The following is a 20,313-nucleotide window of genomic DNA, read 5'->3' as shown; positions in this document are numbered from 1 at the left end:
AAAGTCCTCGTCGACAAGCGTTGGCGATGGACTGTAAAGAAGGCTGGTTATCGAGGCGGTGGCGTCAGCATTACAATTACGTAATCCGGCACGCTGCCGGACAAGTTCGATAATCGCCCACTTTGGCCCCCTGCGACACCTGAGCGGATTGACGGAATTAACCACCCGGTACAAACATAGCGGCATTCAACAACAACAAAGCGATGCCCGTCATGAAGCCCCTTATCCTCGTGCTCAATGGCCCCAACCTGAACATGCTGGGAACCCGCGAACCCACCCAGTATGGCCATGAAACCCTGGCCGACCTGGCCCAGGGTTGCGCCGACACTGCCCACGCCCACGGCCTGGAAATCGAATTTCGCCAGACCAACCATGAGGGCGAACTGATCGACTGGATCCACGCCGCCCGCGGCCGCTGTGCCGGTATCGTGATCAACCCCGGCGCCTGGACCCACACATCGGTAGCGATTCGCGATGCCCTGGTGGCCAGCGAACTCCCGGTCATCGAGGTACACCTGTCCAACGTGCACAAGCGCGAGCCGTTCCGCCACCTGTCGTTCGTCTCGTCGATTGCCGTGGGGGTCATCTGCGGCCTGGGCAGCCATGGCTACCGCATGGCCCTGAGCCACTTTGCCGAGCTGTTCCAGGAGCCGCGCGCATGAGCCAGCCCGCCATCCTCGCCGGCCTGATCGGCCGTGGCATCCAGCTTTCGCGCACCCCTGCCCTGCACGAACACGAAGGCGACGCCCAGCACCTGCGTTATCTCTATCGCCTGATCGACGCCGACCAGCTCCAGCTGGAAGACAGCGCCCTGGCACAGCTGCTCGATGCGGCCCAGCACACCGGCTTTACCGGGCTCAACATCACCTATCCGTTCAAGCAGGCCATCCTGCCGCTGCTCGATGAGCTGTCGGACGAGGCACGTGGCATTGGTGCGGTGAACACCGTTGTGCTCAAGGATGGCAAGCGGGTCGGCCACAACACCGACTGCCTGGGCTTCGCCGAAGGTTTGCGGCGCGGTTTGCCGGATGTTTCGCGCCGGCGCGTGGTACAGATGGGCGCCGGTGGCGCCGGTTCGGCGGTGGCCCATGCGCTGCTGAGCGAAGGGGTCGAGCAACTGGTGCTGTTCGAAGTGGACGCAACGCGCGCCCAGGCTTTGGTGGACAACCTCAATGGCCATTTCGGCGCGGGTCGCGCGGTACTTGGCACGGACCTCGCGGTCGAAGTGGCCGAAGCCGATGGCCTGGTCAATACCACGCCAGTGGGCATGGCCAAGTTACCAGGCACGCCACTCCCGGTGGCGCTGTTGCACCCGCGTCTGTGGGTGGCTGAAATCATCTATTTCCCGTTGGAGACCGAACTGCTGAAAGCCGCTCGCGCGCTGGGTTGCCGCACGCTCGATGGCAGCAACATGGCGGTGTTCCAGGCGGTCAAGGCGTTCGAGCTGTTCAGTGGCAGACAGGCAGATGCCGAGCGGATGCAGGCGCATTTCGCCAGCTTCTCCTGACAGACCGCAGAGCCTTCTTCGCGGGTAAACCCGCTCCCACAGGGACTGCGCAGACCTTCAAGGCTTGCGCGATCCTGTGGGAGCGGGTTTACCCGCGAAGAGGCCGGCACAAGCCTACCCTTTCTCATCCAGCAACGCCTTTATCACATTCTCCTGCCCAGCATAATCACCTTCACCAAAGTGCACATGCCGCACCTGCCCATGCCGGTCGACAAAGTAATGCGCTGGCCAGAACTGGTTACCCCAGGCATTCCACACCTGATAGTCGTTATCCACCGCCACCGGATACGCGATACCCAGGCTGGCCACCTTGCTTCGCAACTGGCTGACATCATGCTCGTAGTCGTACTCCGGCGTATGCACGCCCACCACCACCAGGCCCTGGTCGGCATAGCGCCGTGCCCAGTCGTTGACGTGCGGCAGGCTGCGCTGGCAATTGATGCAGTCCCAGGTCCAGAAGTCCACCAGCACCACCTTGCCCTTGAGCTCCGGGGCGTCCAAGGGTGGCGAGTTGAGCCACTGGCTGGCACCGGCCAGCGACGGCATGCTGCCGAAACTGTCGCGAGCCATCAATTGCTCTCCAGCGAGGCCCAGGCCAACCAGCGCCAAGGCCACGCTCGCCACGTTCAGCAGCCGTCGGCGATCAGTTGTCATGGCAACCGCTCGTGGCGTAGCTGCGGTACTCGACGCTCTGATACTGGCCTTGGGAGTCGAGGTAGTCCATGCGCGTCTTGACCGGGCCGCAGGCATTGCGCTGGTCGTCTTTCAGCGACAGCACCTTCTTTACATCCAGGTGATCGCCGTAGCGGTACTGCATGACGCTGGCGTCGTTCATGGACGTGGAACTGGCATTGGCGGCAACGGCAGCGAAGCTGAGCACGGCGAACACACTGGCGCTGGCGATGGTCTTGAAGTTCATGGCATCTCTCCTTGCAACATTTCAGGAATGGGGATCACTGTTCCCCGGTGAGAGCCATTTCACGCCCGCCAGGTATCTCGCATGTGTCGCCCCGGCCTGTGATCTGCTTCCTGCTGTATCTCCACCCAGCCCAGATACACTGCAATACAAACCCGCACAGGCAAGTCCCTACGCGCTCGGTACACTGCGCCCACCCCCCCTTTTGAAAAGGAACGCTGCAAATGGAACATGTCGATCACATCCTGATCGTCGACGACGACCGTGAGATCCGCGAGCTGGTCGGCAATTACCTGAAAAAGAGTGGTTTGCGCACCAGCATCGTCGCCGACGGCCGGCAGATGCGCGCGTTCCTCGAGGCCAACAGCGTCGACCTGATCGTCCTCGACATCATGATGCCTGGCGACGACGGCCTGCTGCTGTGCCGCGAACTGCGTGCCGGCAAGCACCGCAACACGCCGGTTCTGATGCTGACCGCACGCAACGACGAGACCGACCGCATCATCGGCCTGGAAATGGGCGCCGACGACTACCTGACCAAGCCGTTCTCCGCCCGCGAACTGCTGGCGCGCATCAATGCCGTGCTGCGCCGCACCCGCATGCTGCCACCGAACCTGACCATCAGTGAAAGCAGCCGCCTGCTCGCCTTCGGCCAGTGGCGCCTGGACACCACCGCCCGCCACCTGCTCGACAGCGAAGGCACACTGGTGGCGCTGAGCGGCGCCGAATACCGCCTGTTGCGGGTGTTCCTCGACCATCCGCAACGGGTGCTCAGCCGCGAGCAGTTGCTGAACCTGACCCAAGGCCGCGAGGCGGACATCTTCGACCGCTCCATCGACCTGCTGGTCAGCCGCCTGCGTCAGCGCCTGGGCGACGATGCCCGAGAGCCGAGCTGCATCAAGACCGTGCGCAGTGAGGGCTATGTGTTCTCGCTGGCAGTGCAACTGCTCGAGTCACCGGCATGAAATGGCCGCGCACCCTCGCCTCACGCCTGGCACTGATCTTCTTCACCGGGCTGGTGCTGGCCTATGGCTTGTCGTTCAGCCTGCAGGCGTACGAGCGCTACATCAGCAGCCGCTCGATGATGCTCAGCAACCTCGAGCAGGATGTGGTCACCTCGGTGGCCATCCTCGACCGCCTGCCTGCTGCCGAGCGTGCAGCCTGGCTGCCGAGGCTGGAGCGACGCACCTATCGGTACCGGCTGGACGAAGGCTTGCAGGGTTCAGCGATGCCAAGCACCGATCCTCCCATGGCTGCCGAATCGATCGTCAAGGCCATCGGTGCCCAGTATCCGCTGACTTTCCAGGACATTCCCGGCCCCAATGCCCACTTCCAGGCCCACCTGCGCCTGGCCGATGGGGCGCCACTGACCATCGATGTCACGCCGGCACCCGTCCCGGTAGCGCGCTGGTTGCCGCTGGTACTGCTGATCCAGCTGGCGGTGCTGCTGTTCTGTACCTGGCTCGCCGTGCGCCTGGCCATCGGGCCTCTTACCCGCCTGGTCCAGGCAGTGGACACCCTCGACCCGGACAAGCCGGGCGTGCTGCTGGATGAAAGCGGCCCACGCGAGGTCCAGTACGCCGCCGTGGCGTTCAATGCCCTGCAGGCGCGCATCGCCGCCTACCTCAAAGAGCGCATGCAACTGCTTGCTGCCATTTCCCACGACCTGCAAACACCGATCACGCGCATGAAACTGCGGGTCGAGGTGATGGACGATGGCGTCGAGAAGGACAAGCTCTGGCACGACCTGGACGCCATGGAGCACCTGGTCCGCGAAGGCGTGGCCTACGCACGCAGCATGGACATCAACACCGAGGCGCCCTGCCGGATCAACCTTGACGCCTTTCTCGACAGCGTGGTGTTCGACTACCAGGACAGCGGCGCCCAGGTGGAGCGCAACGGTAGTACCGGCAGCCTGCTGGAAACCCGCCCGCATGCTTTGCGCCGCGTGCTGGTGAATCTGGTGGACAACGCCTTGAAATTTGCCGGCAAGGCACAGCTTGAGGTCAGCCGCGAGCGGGGCAAGACGCTGATCCGGGTGCTCGATGAAGGCCCCGGGATCCCCGCCGAAGAGCTGGACGAAGTGCTCAAGCCATTCTACCGGGTAGAAAGCTCGCGCAACCGCAGCACGGGCGGTACCGGCCTGGGGCTTGCCATCGCCCAGCAACTGACCCAGGCCATGGGCGGCAGGCTGACCTTGAGCAACCGAAAAAGCGGCGGGCTATGCGCCCAGATCGAGCTGTAACGACAAACGCGGCGGCCCGCGCGGGCCGTCATACAGCTCCGGTAACTACAGTCCGATACACAAAGCCGCTTTCACCGACACACTGCAGATACTCATTCCCACCACACTCCCGGTCACACAACGATACTCCGGGAGTCACCCATGAAGCCGCTCACCCTGCCCTCCGGCTGGAAACTGTTCACCGCTCTTGCTGGCCTGACCGTGTTCATGACCGCCGTGGTACTGCTCAGCTACCCACCCGGTGCGGAAGGCCTGCGCAGTGCCATCCGCGCCACTGCGCGCAGCTCTTTTGCACTGTTCCTGCTGGCCTTCCTGGCCTCGTCAATGGTCACCTTGCTGCCTGGCAATGGCAGCCGCTGGTTGCTCCGCGAGCGACGCTACGTGGGCCTGGCCTTCGCCTTTTCGCATACCGTGCATGGCCTGCTGATCTACCGCTACGCCCAGCAATTTCCTGAACTGTTCTGGGCCGGACGCACGGTCACCTCGAGCCTGCCTGGCAGCATCGGTTATGTGTTTCTGTTGCTGCTCACCCTGACCTCATTCAAGGCACCGATGCGCCTGCTGGGCGGCCGTACCTGGAAAACCCTGCACAGCACCGGCATGTGGGTACTGGCCGGAGTGTTCTGCCTGTCGTTCTACAAACGCATCCCCATGGGCGGCGGGTACTCACTGGCCTTCGCCCTGATGTTCAGCGCCATCGCCCTCAAGCTGACTGCCAAGCTGGCACCGCGTCGCGCTGCCGATGCCCTTTCCTGAGCGAGATAATCACATGAATGCACTGACGACCCGTACCTTCAACCTGATCGATCGCCTCGGCAGCTGGAGTGCCGACCTGCCACTGCGGCTGTTCCTGGCCTGGGAGTTCTTCGAATCAGGTTTGGAGAAGTTCAATGGCAGCAACTGGTTCGGCGACTTGCAAGGGAGTTTCCCATTTCCCTTCAACGCCCTGCCGGCGGAACTCAATTGGCAGTTGTCGATGTGGGCCGAACTGCTGTTGCCGCTGCTGTTGCTGCTTGGCCTGGGCACCAGGCTGGCGTCGGCGGGGCTGATGGTGGTGACCGTGGTGGCGATTGCCGCCGTGCACTGGCCCGCGCAGTGGTCCAGCCTGGCCGAACTGGCGCAAGGCTACGCCATCACCGATCAGGGTCATGGCAACTTCAAGCTGCCACTGATCTACCTGGTCGCGCTGATGCCCCTGCTGCTCAAAGGTTCGGGACGCTTGAGCCTGGACCACTGGATCAAGGCCTGTACACGATGACCCTGCAGCGTTCAGTCATCCAACGGTTTTGGCGGGGCAGCTGGCTTGGCGGGCTTGACCGGTTTGGCTGCCTTGCTGTCCTTGGCCTTGGGTTCCGGCGCAGCGGCCACGGGTTCCGGTGCGCTCACCGCCTTTTCACTCGCCGGCAAATGGTCGACCGCGTCGATGATCACTTGAGGGTCGATCTTATCGCCCGAGTCATCGTCCTTGAGCACATGTCGCTCGCCGTCTTTGCCCACCAGGATCACCTTGGTGCCCTTGCTCGCGCCCAGCTTGAGTTCGCGAATAAGGGCCATGGTGGTCTGTTGTTCAAGGTTCTTGTCCTCGCGCTTGCCCATCGTGTTGACAACGCTGAACATGATCAGGCTGCGCTCTTTGAAGGCTGCCTGGGTGGCGCGATCCTTCAGCGCTTCGTTCAGGCCGCGCAAAGTCGGGTCCTTATCGCTGGGTGCAATGACCACCAGCGGCCTGGCCTTGCCCAGCTCCTTGGCCAGTGGCGCATCACTGTCGGCGGCAAACAACGGGCCGGCGACGGCAAGCAAGGTGGCGAGGATCAGTGACCGGACGAGCATGCGTATCTCCTTATTCTCTCGATTAACCAAAGACTGCGGATCAGGGAGAAAGATCCGGCCTGCGAGCCTAAACCAGCTGGGCAGGTGAACGCTTGGGCGAAAGGTAACAGCCAGGTTCTGACTGACCGCCAGAAACTTCCTACAACCCAAGCCGCTGACTTTCCTGCTGTGAGCATAGCCCAAGACCATGGCGGCAACGCCCGCCTTAAGGTTCCGGCACTTCTGGCAAGGGTTCCAGGTGATCGCCGATGGCTTGACGCGAGAGCCTCAACATCAATGCCCGCCGTGCCACTTCACGCTCGGCCTGCACCTGGTTCATTTCCTCGAGATAGCGCCCCTCAGGTAGGCTGTCGGAAGCATTCATCAACGCCTCCACGCGGGCATGAAATGTCACATCCAGCGATTCGAAGCGCGCTCCATTGGCCTGCAGCAGATGTTCACGCCAAAAATCGCGCTCGACCAGCGCCTGGCTGAGGCGTTCCGTCGTTTCATTGGCAAGTACATCATTGCGCGCCTGGTCGAGACGCGCCTGATCCAGGCCAGCCACTTCGGCGAACAGCATGTCGCTGGGTTGCGCAGGCAGGTCCAGCGTCGCCCGCAGGCCGACGCGGTACGCCAGCACCACCTCGATCTGGTCCGGGTCTGCACCTGCAGCACGCCGGCTTTCATAGTCGCGTTGGGCAATCCGGTCGACCTCATCCAGTCGCCACAACTGACGGCCAAGCCGCAGGAATGCCGCCTGCTCCCCTCCGGCGGCAGCGTCGACGCGCGCATGCCACACCAGCATGCGCAGCTCCAGGCCGCTGAATGACAAGGACGCGCTGTCCTGGCACGTCACCGGCAAGCTGGCCTGGGCAAACAATTCCTGGCGCAGGGTCTCGTGCTCGCACATCGCCCTGAGCATGGTGAAAACTCGGGTTGCCAGTGCCTCCCGGTGCTGCTGGTAATCGGCGGTTTGCAGCAGACGGATCAGCAAGCTGAAGAAATCGTCGCAACCGTCATACACCTCGAGCTCGTCCCACATCGCCGCCTGGTCGATACGCTCAAGGCTGTCTGCAGCGTCCAGCCAGCGCTGACGGGCTGTGCTCACGCCGATAGCTTCCTCGACGTCTGCCGCCCAGCCGTGGTCTCGCATGAACGCCTGTAACCTTTGCGCATCGACGCGCCCCAACGGGTTGCCCTCCAGGCGTATGCAACTGCTGACCCAGGCCGGTGCCCGATAGAAGCCGCCAGGGATGCTGGTGATGCGATTGTCGCGTAGGTCGGCCATGACCAGTTCGAGACTGGCCAGCAGGCCCCTGGGCAGCTCCGTCAACCCTGTGGCGCGCATGTGCAAACGCCGCAGCCGAGGCATGCTCTGCACCGAGAAAGCGCGACTCAACGGGTTGTAGGACAGGTTCAAGTACTCCAGGTGCGTGCAACGCGCCAATTGTCGGCTTTGCGCAGCATCGAGCACGATCTGGTTACCGAACAGGTCCATTTCCCGAAGGATGCTCAAGCGTCCCAGGCCCGATGGCAGCCGGGTCAGGCGATTACTGGAAAGCTCGAGGATGCGCACGGTCGGGAAAGCGCGCAGAAACCCATCCGGCACATCACTGATGCCCAGTGCCGTCAACGAAAGCTCGCGAACATGGGCGAAGCTCACCAACTCTGGCAGTTCCGGCAGGCTGCTCAGGGTGACATTGCGAATGGTCAGCCGATAATAGAGCGGCAGCTCGCCGCCAGCTCTGGACGCGGTACGCTGCCAACAGTTGCGCAAGCCGTCGGCGAAGCTGCGCCGATCCGCACGCTCAACGCGCGACCTGGCCGTTGCACACCAGCGGTTCATGCAGCTGTCCAAAGCTGCCAACTCAGCCTGCAAGCGCTCCAGATGGGCCTCGACCTGCAGCCCTGCCTGGCGAACCTGGGCCAGCCAGGCTTCAATCTGCGCGTCATCAAAGCTTGGGTAAACCGTGCGAACCATGGCATGAAGTGCCCGCGAACTGCCACGCCCGCGACCACTGAGCGGATAGCCGATGCGCCCGTAAGCCAGCCGCTGAGGTGGCCTGAACCAGCCCCGCGCTGGGGCCTGGCCAAGCAGGCGCCCGAGCTGTTGCCGGCGCGCTCCTGCCAGGGCGCCGAACTGCGCCCGCAAGTTGGCTGCAAATGGCTGCCCAAGGCCCATGATGCGCCGCTGAGCAGGGTCAAAGGCTGCGGCCATGACCTCGAACAGTTCGCCAGGCCCCGCCAGTCGGTGACCCGCCGCATCGAACAAGCGGAACTGCCCCTCGGCATACACAAGATCGACCGCCTTGCCGGCGCCTTGCGGCCCTGCCACCGCCAGCAGCGGCCCCTGTACCGAGCTGTCGAACAGACGCCAGTAGATTCCCGATGGCGCATCCGGCAGAGCTTCGCTCAGGCCCAGGGCAACCCGAGCCAGGTCGGCAGTCTGTGGGGCGTCCAGGTACAAGCCTTCGAGCGCCCTGACCAGGCGGATGTGGTTGACCCTGGTTCGCGCAGCCGTGGCCAGGCGCAGCGGTACGCGTCGCTGTTCATCCATTGCCATACGCTCGGCAGGCGTGGTGTCGCGCAGCAGCGCACGTGCCGCCAGCCGGTGCAGGCTCGGAAACTGTCGGCGTAGCAGTTCCTCGGCAGGGGTCGGCACGGGCTGGGCAGCTTGGTACAGTGCCTGGAAAAGCGACTGCCGTTGATGCGTCGCCAGCTCAGCGAGACCGGCATCATCCGGGACGGCACCGTCGGCCATGTACAACAACTGTTGCAAGGCTTCGCGGTCGTCAGTCATGTGTCCAGCGTCCAAAGCCTCGATCAACCTGCGCAGTCGACTGTCGAGAGCGAAACGCATCACGCTGTCCAGCAGTTCGGCGTCAGGTGCCTGCCCATGCACATACAGGTACCGCAAGTGATCGGCATCCAGGTCATGGGTGAACATCACCAGGTCGATCTGCCGATCATCGAGTTGGCCAAATGCGCCGCCCAAGCGCCGGAACATGCGCGGTGCATCTGCCCATTGGGCCGGCTGTTCGCTCCATAGCCGCCAGGCACCCGCACCATTGTGGCAGAGTTCGGGGCCATACCCAGAGCGGCTGCGCAGGTACCAGCGGCCAGTATCCGGGCGTTGCTCGACCGGATAATGATGCCCCTCCATCTCGACCCAGGCATCGTTGCCGTGCCGATACACCCCTGCCTCGTCACGTACTGCCTGTAACGCCGGTGCGGTGCCTCGATACGGTGCCGCATCGTCGTGCCACAGCCGTTGGCTACCGTCGTCGAGCCGTGCCGGGACCAACCCGTCGACCCATGCAGATCGCGCCCAGAGCCTGCGCACACCTTGAACGCCTGCAGCCGTTGCGGCCACCAGCGCAACATCGGTGGCAACATTTACCAGGTGTTCGAGCGCTTCGGCACTGTTACCTTCGTGCCAGGCCTCGATGCCATGGAACGCTTCATTGAGTACTTCCCAAGCGGCCAGCGCCAGCATCGCCAGGCCCAGCGCCGGCACGAACAGCCCGGCCAGGGTCAGCAAGGTCCAACCCTCGGCCGCCAGCCGCTGCTCGTGGGCCCGGCGGACTTCGAGGTCGACCGCCGCAGTTGCCATCGCGATCACACCAGCATCGTCCTTGATCTGCCTGATCCTGGCCTGCGCCCAGGTGTCGAACAACGGAGCCGGGTATTCGTGCAGACGTTCCTCGAGGTCGGCGTTGGCCAAGTCCGAAAGCCCGTCATAGCAAGCCGCGACCGCGCTGAAGAAGGCCTGGCTGTCGCGACGGCGCACGAAACGTGCGAAGAAGCGCTGATAGCTTGGCGTGCGCAGCCGCTTGCCCAGTGCGTTGGCGAAATGGCGCAGGTCGGCGAATACCTGCCAAGGTGCGTGTGGGTCACCTGGGATATGCACGAGTATCCGGTTGCTGGAGGTGTACAGGGGGCTGTAGCGCTCGTCGCGAACGTCGAGCACGAGTATCTGCTGCATCTGGCAACCCAGCAGGTCCAGACGCTTGGCCTGCACCGGGCGGCCGTCCAAGGTCAGCGGCTGATGGAGCCCGCAAAGGCGCACCAGCAACTGATGTTCCGTTTCGCTCAGCGCCCCTTTGATCAGCCCGACATGGGCATCGGCAAGCATGCCGTAGCGGTGGGCTCGCGCGAACAACGAGAGCACCCGCTGGCGCTGCTCAGCGGCCGCACCCTCCGTATCGGTAGACCCGGATGGTTGCAGGCAGGCGTCCAGGTGCCGCTGGTATTGCCCGCCGAGGTCGAGTTTCCGGCAGATTGCGGCGAAGCGCGTGGCGCTGGGCAGCGTGCGCGCAGGGTCGTCAGGATCGACCAGGCGATTGCCTGACAGTTGGCCATCGCTGCTCGCCTGTTCCTGGGTGAAATTGCCAAGTGCTGCTTCCAGCAACGGTATCTGCCGGTAGACCGGCTCAGTGACCGGGTAGCCGATTGGCTGCGACGTCAGCACCGGTTCGCGGTGCCCCCAACGCAACTGCAGGCGTGCGGCATCAAGTCCGATACCGAAGGCCTGATCCATCGCCAGTTGCAATCTGGGCAGGGCAAATGCCTCAAGACTGCTGACAGTGCCAAGCACTGCCCTGGCCTGCTCGGTAAAGTACAGACTCAGACTCATTGCATCGCCAAGCCAGCGCAGCTGCTGCAGGGTGGCGCCACGCAACCAGCCGGGTAAACGCTCGGCCAGCAACTTGTCCTGAAAAACCCGGTCCGCCGTTTCGCCCTGGCCGTCAGGGTGTTCGCTGAGGTTGAGCACTGGCGTTTCTCCTTCACAAGAAAACGCCAGGTTAGTGCCAGCGGCTCAGGCAGCTGCGGTGGCCGGCTACTACCCGGCTCAGAACAGCGGCAGTTGTTGGTCGGTCAGGCGGGCGAAATCGTCGCCGACCATCGGCAGAATGGCATCGGCCACCGGCTGCAACTGGCGGCTCAGGTAATGCTCGTAGTCGATCGGCGCCTGCAGGTTCTCGAGGGGCTCTGGGCCACTGGTGGTGATCAGGTAACTGATCCAGCCGCCGCGCTGATACTGCCTGGGTCGCCCGACACGACTGTTGTAGTCGTCCGCCAGGCGTGCGGCGCGCACGTGCGGCGGTACATTGCGTTGGTAATCGGCCAGTGGCCGGCGCAGGCGCTTGCGGTAGACCAGCAGCTCATCAAGCTCGCCTGCCAGGGTCTGGCGCACGTACTCGCGCAGGTAGTCGCGATAAGGCTGGCCACGGAAGATCCGCCCATACAGCTCCTGCTGGAAGCGCTGGGCCAGCGGCGACCAGTCGGTGCGCACCGACTCCAGGCCCTTGTAGACCACCTCCTCGCTGCCATCGGTGCGCTGCACCAGGCCGGCATAACGCTTCTTGCTGCCCTCGTCGGTACCGCGGATGGTCGGCATCAGGAAACGCCGGTAGTGCACCTCGAACTGCAGTTCCAGCGCGCTCTCCAGGTTCAGGGTCGTGCGCAGGTGCTCACGCCACCACTGGTTGACCTGCGCCACCAGCTCACGACCGATGCGGGCCGCGGCCTGTTCGTCATGAGCGCCCTTGAGCCAGACGAAGGTGGAGTCGGTGTCGCCATAGATCACCTCGTAACCCTGGGCCTCGATCAGCGCGCGGGTCTGGCGCATGATCTGGTGGCCGCGCAGCGTGATCGATGAGGCCAGGCGCGGATCAAAAAAACGGCAACCGCTGGAGCCGAGTACGCCGTAAAAGGCGTTCATGATGATCTTCAGCGCTTGCGACAGCGGCGCATTGCCTTCGCGCTTGGCCGCTTCCCGGCCCTGCCATACCCGCTCGACAATAGCTGGCAGGCAATGCTGGGTGCGCGAGAAACGACCGCCGCGGAAGCCTTCCACCGAGTGCTGGTCATCGGGCAGACGCAAGCCTTCTACCAGGCCCACCGGGTCGATCAGGAAGGTGCGGATGATCGACGGGTACAGGCTCTTGTAGTCCAGCACCAGCACCGAGTCGTACAGCCCCGGGCGTGAATCCATGACAAAGCCACCGGGGCTGGCCTCCTCCGGACGGCTGCCGAGGCTGGGCGCGACAAAACCCATGCGGTGCATGTGCGGGATATACAGGTGGCAGAATGCGGCGACCGAACCGCCGCTGCGGTCCACCGCCAGGCCGGTAACCGACGAACGCTCCAGCAGGAAGTCGAGCAGCCGGGTGTGGGCAAAAATACGCGTGACCAGCTCGCAGTCCTTGAGGTTGTAGCGGGCGAGCGCCGGTTTGTCCTCGGCGAAGCGGCGGTTGATCTCGTCCATGCGCTGGTAGGGTGTGTCGATGGCCTTGCCTTCGCCGAGCAAGGTCTGGGCAACACTCTCCAGGCTGAACGAAGGGAAACTCCAGGTGGCCGAACGCAGCGCTTCGATGCCATCGATCAGCAGCCGCCCCGGGGCCTCGGCGAAGACGTGGCCACCGCCGGCATGGCTGCGCAAGGTCATCGGCGCGCCGTTGCGCCCCAGCGCCAGTGGCACTTGCAGAAGCTTGGCATGCTCGTGCAGCAGGCGCAGGTCGAACTGGATCAGGTTCCAGCCAATGATCGCATCCGGGTCATGCTCGGCCATCCACTGGTTGAGACAGGTCAGCAACTCGGCGCGATCAGCGCAGTAGTGCAGGTCGAAATCCACGCCATCGGCATCGCCATTTGCCGGCCCGAGCATGTACACCTGGCGCTGGCCGCAGCCTTCCAGGGCGATGCTGTACAGCTCGCCGCGCTCGCTGGTCTCGATGTCCAGCGAGGCCAGGCGCAGCGTCGGGCGGTAATCCGGCAGCGGCTTGAGCTGGGCCTCGCAGTACACGCCCTGCGCGTCCCGCTGGCCGGTGAACTGCACCGGCGCCGTAATGAAGCGCTCCATCAGGTAGCGCTCCGGCGGCCGAATATCGGCCTCGAAGACGTCGATGCCAGCCGTGCGCAGGCGCTGCTCCAACTGCATCAGCTGGCGGTGCTGGCGCGTGTAGAGGCCGAGCATCGGACGCTGGTCGAAGTCTTTCAGGCGCAACGGTTTGAGCTCTGCGCCCTGCTCCTTGGCCAGCAACACCCGGGCGTGTTCAGCCTGCGCCTGCGCAATAAACGCCACTGATTCCTGCGGCGCCAGGCGCAACAACTGTGGCCCGGCATCCGTGGCCAGCCAGAATTCCACGCAAGTGCCTTCGGGCGTGTCATGCCAATGCCGGGTCAGGACAAAGCCCTGCTGCAACTCCACCGCGTCGACCTCTGCTGAAAAGCACGATTCTACGCTGCAATGGCGCTGTTCCACACCATCGGCAAACCCAGGCTCGGCACGATCAGCCTGCGCAACTATTCAGCCGTACAGGTAGTTGATGTCCTTGTAGCCCAGCGGCGGCACCTGGCTGAGCAGGAAGTCGCGCAGCTTGTGCATCTGCCGCGCCTTGGGGCTGCTCTTGAGCCAGGTCATGTAGTATCCGTCACCGGTCGACACCGCATGCTTGAACGGCGTCACCAGGCGCCCGGCGGCGAGGTCGGCACTGGCCAGTACCAGGTCGACCACCGAAATGCCGAGGCCCTGCTGCGCCGCCGAGATGCCCTGGTCGAGGGTATCGAACACCTGGCCCTGGTCGATGCTGATGTCCAGCGCATCCATGCGCGCCAGCCAGCGCCGCCAGTCGCGGCGGTCCGGTGATGGGTGGAGGAACTCACGCTGGCGCAGGTCGGCCAGTTCGGGTTGCGCCTGTGCCATGTAGTCCGGGTGACACACCGGGATCAGCCACTCATCGAACAGCTTGATACTCTCCACGTCGGCCGGGAAACGGCCGTTGGCCAGGAGGATGGCGCAGTCGTAAGGCTCGGAGTAGAAGTCCACCGAGTCAATGTCCATCCACACGCTCGACAGCTGCACGCTGCAGTTGTCTTCAAGCTTCTTGAACCCGTCCAGCGCCCGCAGCAGCCAGCGCACGGTCAGCGTCGAAGGGGCCTTCAAGCGCAACCCATAACGGTCCTGACGCAGCAGCGCGCAGGCGTTTTCGATGATCTTGAAGCCCACCTTCAGCTCTTGAGCCAGTACCCGTCCATGCTCGGTAAGGCTCAACTTGGGGCCGCGGCGCTCGAACAGGTCGCAGCCGAACATGGATTCAAGGGTCTTGATGTGATGGCTGACCGCCCCTTGGGTAAGGGCCAGCTCTTCAGCGGCCCGGGTAAACGAGCCGTAGCGCGAGGCCACCTCGAAAGCACGCAGGGCGTGCAAAGCTTGAATCCGTTCCGACATGATGCCCTCGAATCATGAGTAAGACTAATAGTAGGTCATAGTTCCACGCGTTTTACAACGTGAAGAGCGTCTCAGAAAATGCAGGTAAATAACAAAGATAAGTCTCCAACCTGCCTGCATAAGTGTGGAACTCTCTCTTACTTGAATCTCCTGGGGAAATCATGTTTACGGGTTATGGAAACTGCTATCGCCTGGACGCGCTAGAGCTGGCCGATGAACATGTACGGAACACTCAGCACTGGACGCATCAAACCTTACAGCATTTTCGCAGCGTGCTCGCCAACCCCGACTTCCCGTGCCTGTTCGGGCGCAAGGCGGTAGCCGGCGCATCCTGCCACATCCTCTTCGCCCGCGCCGAACAACTGGCCGATGATATCGCCCAGGGCCTGGCCGAATATGTACGCACCATAACCCCTGTGCCGATCAAGCAACGCATCGGCAGCCCACTGGTGGTGTTTCTGCAGACAGCCGCCGACAGCACCCTGGCCGAGCAACAGGCACTGGCCTGGAAAGTACTGCGCGGAGTCCATGCCCGTGACCCGCACCCGTGGCCGCAAGCGGTTCCCACCGACCCGCACGACAACGCCTGGTCGTTCTGCTACGCCGGCATGCCGCTGTTCATCAACATGAACTTCCCCGGCCACCAGCAGATGAAAAGCCGCAACCTCGGCCCGCACATCACCTTCGTCATCAACCCGCGGGAGAACTTCGACGAAGTGGCCAACGCCAGCACCGAAAGCGGGCAACGCATTCGTGCCCGCATCCGTGATCGCGTGCGTCACTACAACGAAGGGGTCATGCCCGAAACCCTCGGCTTCTTTGGCCAGGATGACAACTTCGAATGGAAGCAGTACCAACTGCAGGAAGCCGGCTCGCTCAATCCGGCGCGCTGCCCGTTTCATGCCCACGCCCACGCGACACCCGACATTCTGATCGAGAACTGACCGTGAATACCGCACTGACACTGACTTACGCACTTACCGTGCTGCTGCTGATCGCCACCCCCGGCCCGGTAGTAGCGCTGATCGTCAACACCGCCGCGGCCTCCGGCTCACGCAAGGCCATGTTCACCGCCGTCGGCACCAACTGGGCGTCACTCGTGCTGATCGGCGCCGCCGCCTGGGTCATCCTCACCAGTGCGGCCATCGACAAGGCCTGGCTCAGTGCCATGAGCCTGCTGGGCTGCCTGTTCATTGGCTACATTGCCGTGGGCACCCTGCGCGAGTGCCTGCAGGCGCCTGCCGTCGACGAAGCCGAGCTGCAACCGGCCAAAGCCGGGCGCGGCGGTTTGTGGCAAGGCTTCATGGTCGGTATTTCCAACCCGAAGGACATCATCTTCTTCATCGCCTTCTTCCCGCAGTTCATCCAGATCACCGAATCGTTCGGCAAGAGCATGGTGGTGCTGTCGCTGTTGTGGGTACTGATCGATTTCGCCGTGCTCAGCCTGTACATCTTCGCCATCGGCAAGATCACCTCGCAGCGCAGCAACCGCCTGATTTCCCTGGCCTCGGGGGTCGTTCTGCTGCTGATTGCCGTCGGTGGCCTGGCTTATAACCTCAAGGAACTGGCGGGCTGAACGCCCGCCACCACACCAGCCGAGAAGGAGCGCCCATGACACCCAGCACGTATGTCCAGGGTCTCGCTTCGCCACTGCATCATGATTACCAGCGCTTTCTGCTGCTGGGCAATCGCCGCGCCCCACACACCCTGCATGTGCACGAGAGCGGCTACCGCTCCTGCACCATCAACACCGATGCCCTTGGCTTGCGCTACAGCCATTGCGCCGGCAAGCGCGTCTCGGTTGCCGAGCGCGGTACTGCCTCGCGCATCAACCTGCTGGTCGGCGGCTCGGCCGCCCTGGGCATCGGCGCCAGCTGCGACGAACATACGGTAGCCTCGCACCTGTCGATGCTGACCGGTGAGGTATGGCTGAGCCTGGCCGGCTGCGGGCTCAACGCCAGCCAGGAGCTGTTGCTGTTCCTGACCCACCAGCATCGCTTCGGCGAAGTGGGCCATGTAGTACTGCTCAGCGGCCTCAACACCTTGGCCCATGAAGCGCTCGGCGAGGTCCTGGCCGGCCCGTATGACCCGCAGCAGGCCAAGGCTCACCAGGCTTACCTGAACAGTTTCAACGAGGGCATGCCACCCGCTGGCCCGGCTCGCCGTGAGTCGCTGTGGCAGCGCCTGGGCCAGGCACTGGCACCACGGCGCAACGAACCTGCCCCCAACTGGTCGCTGTCCGCCCCGGAAAAGCGCCTGGCACGAGCGGCCGACAGCATCGCCCGCACCTTGCGCCAATGGGAACGAATGCTGGCTGACAGTCACGCCACCCTGACCTTCATCCTCCAGCCCCTGCTGCCCTGGTGCCGGGAAACACTGCCGGCGGGGGAACTGGCAATGCTTGCCGCCCTCGAGCAACAACCGGGGAATTTCGACCGCCTGCTCGACGGTGCATTCGACAGCAAGCTGCACATGGCTTTCTTCCGTCGCATCAAAAGCCAGGCAGACCCCGTGCCGTGCTACGACATGAACAGCATGCTCAGCAGCTCGCCGGTATTCGGTGCCGATCTGTTCGTCGACCGCCTGCACTTGAACGATCTGGGCAACAATGCCCTGGCCAAGGTGATTACCGCCAAGTTGGGGCTGGCCCAGGAACGACACAGCCAGCGCAAGGTCACACCGATCAAGCTCGTCTGACTGACGAGTCACGGGGTTTCGGTTTTGACCCTCGCTTCGATAGAATACCCCGTCGTTCCGATTCGCCCGAGGCGTACGCGCAGTTGTGATCACTCATCAAGCCGTTTCCCCCTGCCTGGCAGCCAGCCGGCCTCGTTCATTGAACGGGGCGCGCCTGTGAACCCCGTCGTTCTGGCGTCGGCACTGTTTATCGTGCTGACACCGGTGGCCGCGCACGCGCTCGAAGTACGTATCGACCCACACGCCGACCTGCTTTACCGCCAGGCGCTACCGCTGCTGGAGCAAGCCGACAGCCCGGACGACAACAGCACCCTGCGCACTGCCATAGGCGTCGACCCGGAGCTTAACCGCCAGGGCCGGGCGATGGCGCAAACCCTGCCGACGGCAGTGGCCCTGCTGAAAAAGTCGGTCGAGCTTGGCCACCCGGTGGCGCAGTATCGCCTGGCGCTGTACTACACCACCTACCTGCCTGCAGCACAGATCGCCGATGCCGCCTGCCCGCTGCTGCAGGCCAGCCTGAAACAAGGCTTCGCACCACCGGCGGTTGCAATTGCTACCTGGTGCCAACCCTACAATGCCAGCCCGGCCTACCGCGAAGCCCTCGAGGCGATCCCGGGCATGGCGACCCTGTATGCGCCCTACTTCCCGCAACCCACCGCACGCCTGGCCTGCAGCCGCAGCCGCCCGCAAGGGTTGCAGATGCAGTGGGGGCGCCAGCGCGACTACCAGGCCGAGGTCTACCGATTGCTGAGTGACCTCGATCCACAGCATCGCCAGGCTCTGCTGCAAAAGGCTGTGGAGATCAATGGCTGCGTGGCAGCGCAGCAGCGGCTGACCAGACGATAATCACCTGCCCCGGCGCCAAACCTGATAGGAGCGGCTTTAGCCGCGAGAAACCGGCACAGGCAGCAAACAAGCAAGATCGTTCAAGCCACCCGCCCCGCCGCTCTGTCATGCTGCCCTACCGAGTAAAAAGTGCAGCCATCATGCCCAGCAGTCTCCCCATTGCCCGCCAAGCTTTCCTGCACGGCGCCATCGCCATCCTGCCGCTGTCCCTGGCCGTCGCTCCCTGGGGCCTGCTCGCCGGCTCCATGGCCATCGAGGCCAACCTCAGTGCCTGGCAAGGCCAAGGACTGTCGGCGATTGTCTTCGCCGGTGCCGCGCAACTGGTCGCGATCGGCATGCTCAAGGGCGGCGCCAACCTGCTGTCGATCCTGCTCACCACCCTGCTGCTGACGTCCCAGCACCTGCTCTATGGCTTGTCCATGCGCCCAGTCTTGTCAAACCAGCCGTTGCGCTGGCGGCTGGTCCTGGGCTTCCTGCTCACCGACGAATTCTTCGCCCTTACCAGCCACTACGACCAGCAGCAGTTCAACCGCTGGTATGCGCTCGGTGTAGGCCTGACCTTCTACGTCGCGTGGAACCTGTTCACCCTGGCCGGCATCGTGCTGGGCCAGAATATCCCGCACCTCGACCAGCTCGGCCTGGACTTCTCCATCGTCGCCACCTTCGTCGCGCTGATCGCGCCGCTGGTACGCAATCTCGCCACCGTGGTGTGCGTGGCGGTGTCGCTATTCTGCTCGGTGCTGTTCAGTTACTGGCATTGGGAGACCGCACTGGTCGCCGCTGGCCTGCTGGGCATGACTGCCGGCTTCGTCTGCCAGAAATTTACCGGAGGCCGCCCATGATCTGGCTGCTGATCTTCGCCATGGGCGCCGTGGTATTCCTCAACCGCTATGCCTTCCTGGAGCCACGCCTGCCGCTGCGCCTGAGCTCAAACGCTCGGCAGTTCCTGGGCTTTGCCGTGCCCGGCATGCTCACCGCGATCTGCGGGCCGATCATCTTCCTGCCCGGCCACCAGCTCGACCTGAGCCCACTCAACCCCTACCTGCTCGGTGCCCTGGTGGCCGTTGCGCTGGTGCTGTTGACCCGCAGCGTGTTGCTGAGCATGCTGGCGAGCATGTTGATCTTCTTCTTGCTGCGCAGCTTTCTGGCATGAGCATGCCCCTGCGCGAACAGACCCACCTCTGGCAGGCGCCGGCCCTGGGCGACGTCGAGATGCTGCATGCGCGCTACTTCCAGCAGCGCTTCGCCCCGCATGTGCATGAAGGCTATGTATTCACCGTGATCGAATCGGGCGCGCAGCGCTTCTGGCACCGTGGCAGCGAACACCTGGCGCCGGTCGGCAGCATGGTGCTGATCAATCCGGACGAGCTACACACCGGCGCCACCGCCCACGAGGCCGGCTGGCGCTACCGGGGTTTCTATCCGGAGCATGAACGGGTGACTGGGGTGCTGGACGAACTGGAACTGGGCCGGCACGGCATGCCGCGCTTCAAGGACAGCGTGATCCAGGACCCTAGCCTGGCGCGGGCCTTCAGCCAGTTGCACCAGCTGTCGGAAGCCGGTGCCAGCGCCCTGGAACAACAGCACGCCTGGCGCCAGGCGGTGCTGGCGCTGGTGCAAAGCCACGGCCATTGCCCGGAGCCCAAGGCCCCGGGCAACGAACCGCTGGCGGTGGCCCGTGCGCGGGAACTGCTGGAAACCCAGTTGGCAGACCCGCCATCGCTGGAGGCCCTGGCGGCTGCAGTCAATCTCTCGCCGTTCCATTTCGCCCGGGTGTTCCGCCAGGCCACCGGTTTGCCGCCGCATGCCTGGCTGAAACAACGGCGACTGGCGCGCGCACGGGAGTTTCTGAAAAGCGGCCTGGCGGCTTCAGAGGTGGCGTTTACCTTGGGCTTTGCCGACCAGAGTCACTTGAGCCGGCAGTTCAAGCAGGCGTTTGGCGTGACGCCAGGTGCCTATCGCAGCGCCTGCCTGCACAGTTAGCGCCCGCGACGCCAGGCCTCAGGCAAGCTGGCCAGCCACTGCTACACTGACAGAGCTGAACGGAGGATCCCGCC

At 63.7% G+C, this 20,313-nt stretch carries 19 protein-coding genes; 13 read left to right on the top strand and 6 right to left on the bottom strand.

The window, feature by feature from the left end:
• Positions 1–212 precede the first annotated feature (212 nt).
• Both aroQ and CQW31_RS00460 read left to right on the top strand, forming a co-directional pair.
• Positions 213–662 (top strand): type II 3-dehydroquinate dehydratase, encoded by a 450-nt coding sequence (gene aroQ, locus CQW31_RS00465; protein WP_099813418.1) that lies wholly within the window; start codon positions 213–215, stop codon positions 660–662.
• Positions 659–1,507 carry a shikimate dehydrogenase gene (locus CQW31_RS00460; RefSeq protein WP_099813416.1) on the top strand — a complete coding sequence of 283 codons (849 nt, stop codon included), beginning with the start codon at positions 659–661 and terminating at the stop codon, positions 1,505–1,507. The genes aroQ and CQW31_RS00460 overlap by 4 nt, the downstream gene beginning before the upstream one ends.
• A 114-nt stretch (positions 1,508–1,621) precedes the next feature.
• On the opposite strand, the gene CQW31_RS00450 is transcribed toward CQW31_RS00460, so the two are convergent.
• Positions 1,622–2,161, bottom strand: a complete 540-nt coding sequence (locus tag CQW31_RS00450) for a thioredoxin family protein (protein WP_099813414.1) — start codon at positions 2,159–2,161, stop codon at positions 1,622–1,624.
• Positions 2,151–2,426, bottom strand: coding sequence for a DUF2790 domain-containing protein (locus CQW31_RS00445; protein ID WP_054885099.1), 276 nt, complete (start codon positions 2,424–2,426; stop codon positions 2,151–2,153). The genes CQW31_RS00450 and CQW31_RS00445 overlap by 11 nt, the downstream gene beginning before the upstream one ends.
• Positions 2,427–2,647: 221 nt before the next feature.
• Between CQW31_RS00445 and CQW31_RS00440 the strand changes: the two genes are divergently transcribed.
• The 4 genes from CQW31_RS00440 (at position 2,648) to CQW31_RS00425 (ending at position 5,926) form a co-directional block, all read left to right on the top strand.
• Positions 2,648–3,388, top strand: coding sequence for a response regulator (locus tag CQW31_RS00440; RefSeq protein WP_054885100.1), 741 nt, complete (start codon positions 2,648–2,650; stop codon positions 3,386–3,388).
• Positions 3,385–4,668, top strand: coding sequence for a HAMP domain-containing sensor histidine kinase (locus tag CQW31_RS00435; protein ID WP_054885101.1), 1,284 nt, complete (start codon positions 3,385–3,387; stop codon positions 4,666–4,668). The genes CQW31_RS00440 and CQW31_RS00435 overlap by 4 nt, the downstream gene beginning before the upstream one ends.
• A 141-nt stretch (positions 4,669–4,809) precedes the next feature.
• Entirely contained in the window at positions 4,810–5,424 is a 615-nt protein-coding gene (locus CQW31_RS00430; RefSeq protein ID WP_099813413.1) for a ferric reductase-like transmembrane domain-containing protein, read from the top strand.
• A 13-nt stretch (positions 5,425–5,437) separates the two neighbouring features.
• Positions 5,438–5,926 (top strand): DoxX family protein, encoded by a 489-nt coding sequence (locus tag CQW31_RS00425; protein WP_054885103.1) that lies wholly within the window; start codon positions 5,438–5,440, stop codon positions 5,924–5,926.
• 11 nt (positions 5,927–5,937) lie between these two features.
• Here CQW31_RS00425 and CQW31_RS00420 read toward each other — a convergent pair whose 3' ends face one another.
• The 4 genes from CQW31_RS00420 to CQW31_RS00405 all read right to left on the bottom strand — a co-directional run bounded on the left by CQW31_RS00420 (position 5,938) and on the right by CQW31_RS00405 (position 14,713).
• On the bottom strand, positions 5,938–6,498 hold the full coding sequence (locus tag CQW31_RS00420; protein WP_099813412.1) for a DUF4174 domain-containing protein: 561 nt from the start codon (positions 6,496–6,498) through the stop codon (positions 5,938–5,940).
• A gap of 205 nt (positions 6,499–6,703) precedes the next feature.
• Complete coding sequence (locus CQW31_RS00415; RefSeq protein WP_099813411.1) at positions 6,704–11,254, bottom strand: NEL-type E3 ubiquitin ligase domain-containing protein; 4,551 nt, start codon at positions 11,252–11,254, stop codon at positions 6,704–6,706.
• A gap of 78 nt (positions 11,255–11,332) precedes the next feature.
• Positions 11,333–13,693, bottom strand: coding sequence for a DNA polymerase II (locus CQW31_RS00410; RefSeq protein WP_054885106.1), 2,361 nt, complete (start codon positions 13,691–13,693; stop codon positions 11,333–11,335).
• Positions 13,694–13,792: 99 nt separating this feature from the next.
• Positions 13,793–14,713 carry a LysR substrate-binding domain-containing protein gene (locus CQW31_RS00405; RefSeq protein ID WP_099813410.1) on the bottom strand — a complete coding sequence of 307 codons (921 nt, stop codon included), beginning with the start codon at positions 14,711–14,713 and terminating at the stop codon, positions 13,793–13,795.
• 161 nt (positions 14,714–14,874) lie between these two features.
• Between CQW31_RS00405 and CQW31_RS00400 the strand changes: the two genes are divergently transcribed.
• The 7 genes from CQW31_RS00400 to CQW31_RS00370 all read left to right on the top strand — a co-directional run bounded on the left by CQW31_RS00400 (position 14,875) and on the right by CQW31_RS00370 (position 20,239).
• The gene (locus CQW31_RS00400; RefSeq protein WP_054885108.1) at positions 14,875–15,657 is read left to right on the top strand and encodes a YqcI/YcgG family protein; all 783 of its coding nucleotides are present in this window, start codon (positions 14,875–14,877) and stop codon (positions 15,655–15,657) included.
• Between the two features lie 2 nt (positions 15,658–15,659).
• A complete protein-coding gene (locus CQW31_RS00395) occupies positions 15,660–16,289 on the top strand; it encodes a LysE family translocator (protein ID WP_054885109.1) in 630 nt (209 codons plus the stop codon).
• Positions 16,290–16,324: 35 nt separating this feature from the next.
• Positions 16,325–17,410 (top strand): hypothetical protein, encoded by a 1,086-nt coding sequence (locus CQW31_RS00390; protein WP_099813409.1) that lies wholly within the window; start codon positions 16,325–16,327, stop codon positions 17,408–17,410.
• Between the two features lie 156 nt (positions 17,411–17,566).
• Positions 17,567–18,256, top strand: coding sequence for a hypothetical protein (locus tag CQW31_RS00385; protein WP_054885111.1), 690 nt, complete (start codon positions 17,567–17,569; stop codon positions 18,254–18,256).
• Between the two features lie 140 nt (positions 18,257–18,396).
• A complete protein-coding gene (locus tag CQW31_RS00380; protein WP_054885112.1) occupies positions 18,397–19,098 on the top strand; it encodes an AzlC family ABC transporter permease in 702 nt (233 codons plus the stop codon).
• A complete protein-coding gene (locus CQW31_RS00375; RefSeq protein WP_054885113.1) occupies positions 19,095–19,409 on the top strand; it encodes an AzlD domain-containing protein in 315 nt (104 codons plus the stop codon). The genes CQW31_RS00380 and CQW31_RS00375 overlap by 4 nt, the downstream gene beginning before the upstream one ends.
• Entirely contained in the window at positions 19,406–20,239 is an 834-nt protein-coding gene (locus CQW31_RS00370) for an AraC family transcriptional regulator (RefSeq protein WP_054885114.1), read from the top strand. Before CQW31_RS00375 ends, CQW31_RS00370 begins: the two co-directional genes overlap by 4 nt.
• Positions 20,240–20,313: the final 74 nt, after the last annotated feature.

This window comes from Pseudomonas sp. 382, from assembly GCF_002759075.1.
Lineage (GTDB): Bacteria > Pseudomonadota > Gammaproteobacteria > Pseudomonadales > Pseudomonadaceae > Aquipseudomonas > Aquipseudomonas vlassakiae.
This window is presented reverse-complemented; position numbering and strand designations above follow the sequence as displayed.

Bases quoted from the DNA above. Each gene is read 5' to 3' on its own strand.
- CQW31_RS00440 (WP_054885100.1), top strand. From the start codon at position 2,648: ATGGAACATGTCGATCACATCCTGATCGTCGACGACGACCGTGAGATC.
- CQW31_RS00460 (WP_099813416.1), top strand. From the start codon at position 659: ATGAGCCAGCCCGCCATCCTCGCCGGCCTGATCGGCCGTGGCATCCAG.
- CQW31_RS00425 (WP_054885103.1), top strand. From the start codon at position 5,438: ATGAATGCACTGACGACCCGTACCTTCAACCTGATCGATCGCCTCGGC.
- CQW31_RS00380 (WP_054885112.1), top strand. From the start codon at position 18,397: ATGCCCAGCAGTCTCCCCATTGCCCGCCAAGCTTTCCTGCACGGCGCC.
- aroQ (WP_099813418.1), top strand. From the start codon at position 213: ATGAAGCCCCTTATCCTCGTGCTCAATGGCCCCAACCTGAACATGCTG.
- CQW31_RS00390 (WP_099813409.1), top strand. From the start codon at position 16,325: ATGACACCCAGCACGTATGTCCAGGGTCTCGCTTCGCCACTGCATCAT.
- CQW31_RS00450 (WP_099813414.1), bottom strand. From the start codon at position 2,161: ATGACAACTGATCGCCGACGGCTGCTGAACGTGGCGAGCGTGGCCTTG.
- CQW31_RS00445 (WP_054885099.1), bottom strand. From the start codon at position 2,426: ATGAACTTCAAGACCATCGCCAGCGCCAGTGTGTTCGCCGTGCTCAGC.
- CQW31_RS00435 (WP_054885101.1), top strand. From the start codon at position 3,385: ATGAAATGGCCGCGCACCCTCGCCTCACGCCTGGCACTGATCTTCTTC.
- CQW31_RS00375 (WP_054885113.1), top strand. From the start codon at position 19,095: ATGATCTGGCTGCTGATCTTCGCCATGGGCGCCGTGGTATTCCTCAAC.
- CQW31_RS00420 (WP_099813412.1), bottom strand. From the start codon at position 6,498: ATGCTCGTCCGGTCACTGATCCTCGCCACCTTGCTTGCCGTCGCCGGC.
- CQW31_RS00400 (WP_054885108.1), top strand. From the start codon at position 14,875: ATGTTTACGGGTTATGGAAACTGCTATCGCCTGGACGCGCTAGAGCTG.
- CQW31_RS00370 (WP_054885114.1), top strand. From the start codon at position 19,406: ATGAGCATGCCCCTGCGCGAACAGACCCACCTCTGGCAGGCGCCGGCC.
- CQW31_RS00430 (WP_099813413.1), top strand. From the start codon at position 4,810: ATGAAGCCGCTCACCCTGCCCTCCGGCTGGAAACTGTTCACCGCTCTT.
- CQW31_RS00405 (WP_099813410.1), bottom strand. From the start codon at position 14,713: ATGTCGGAACGGATTCAAGCTTTGCACGCCCTGCGTGCTTTCGAGGTG.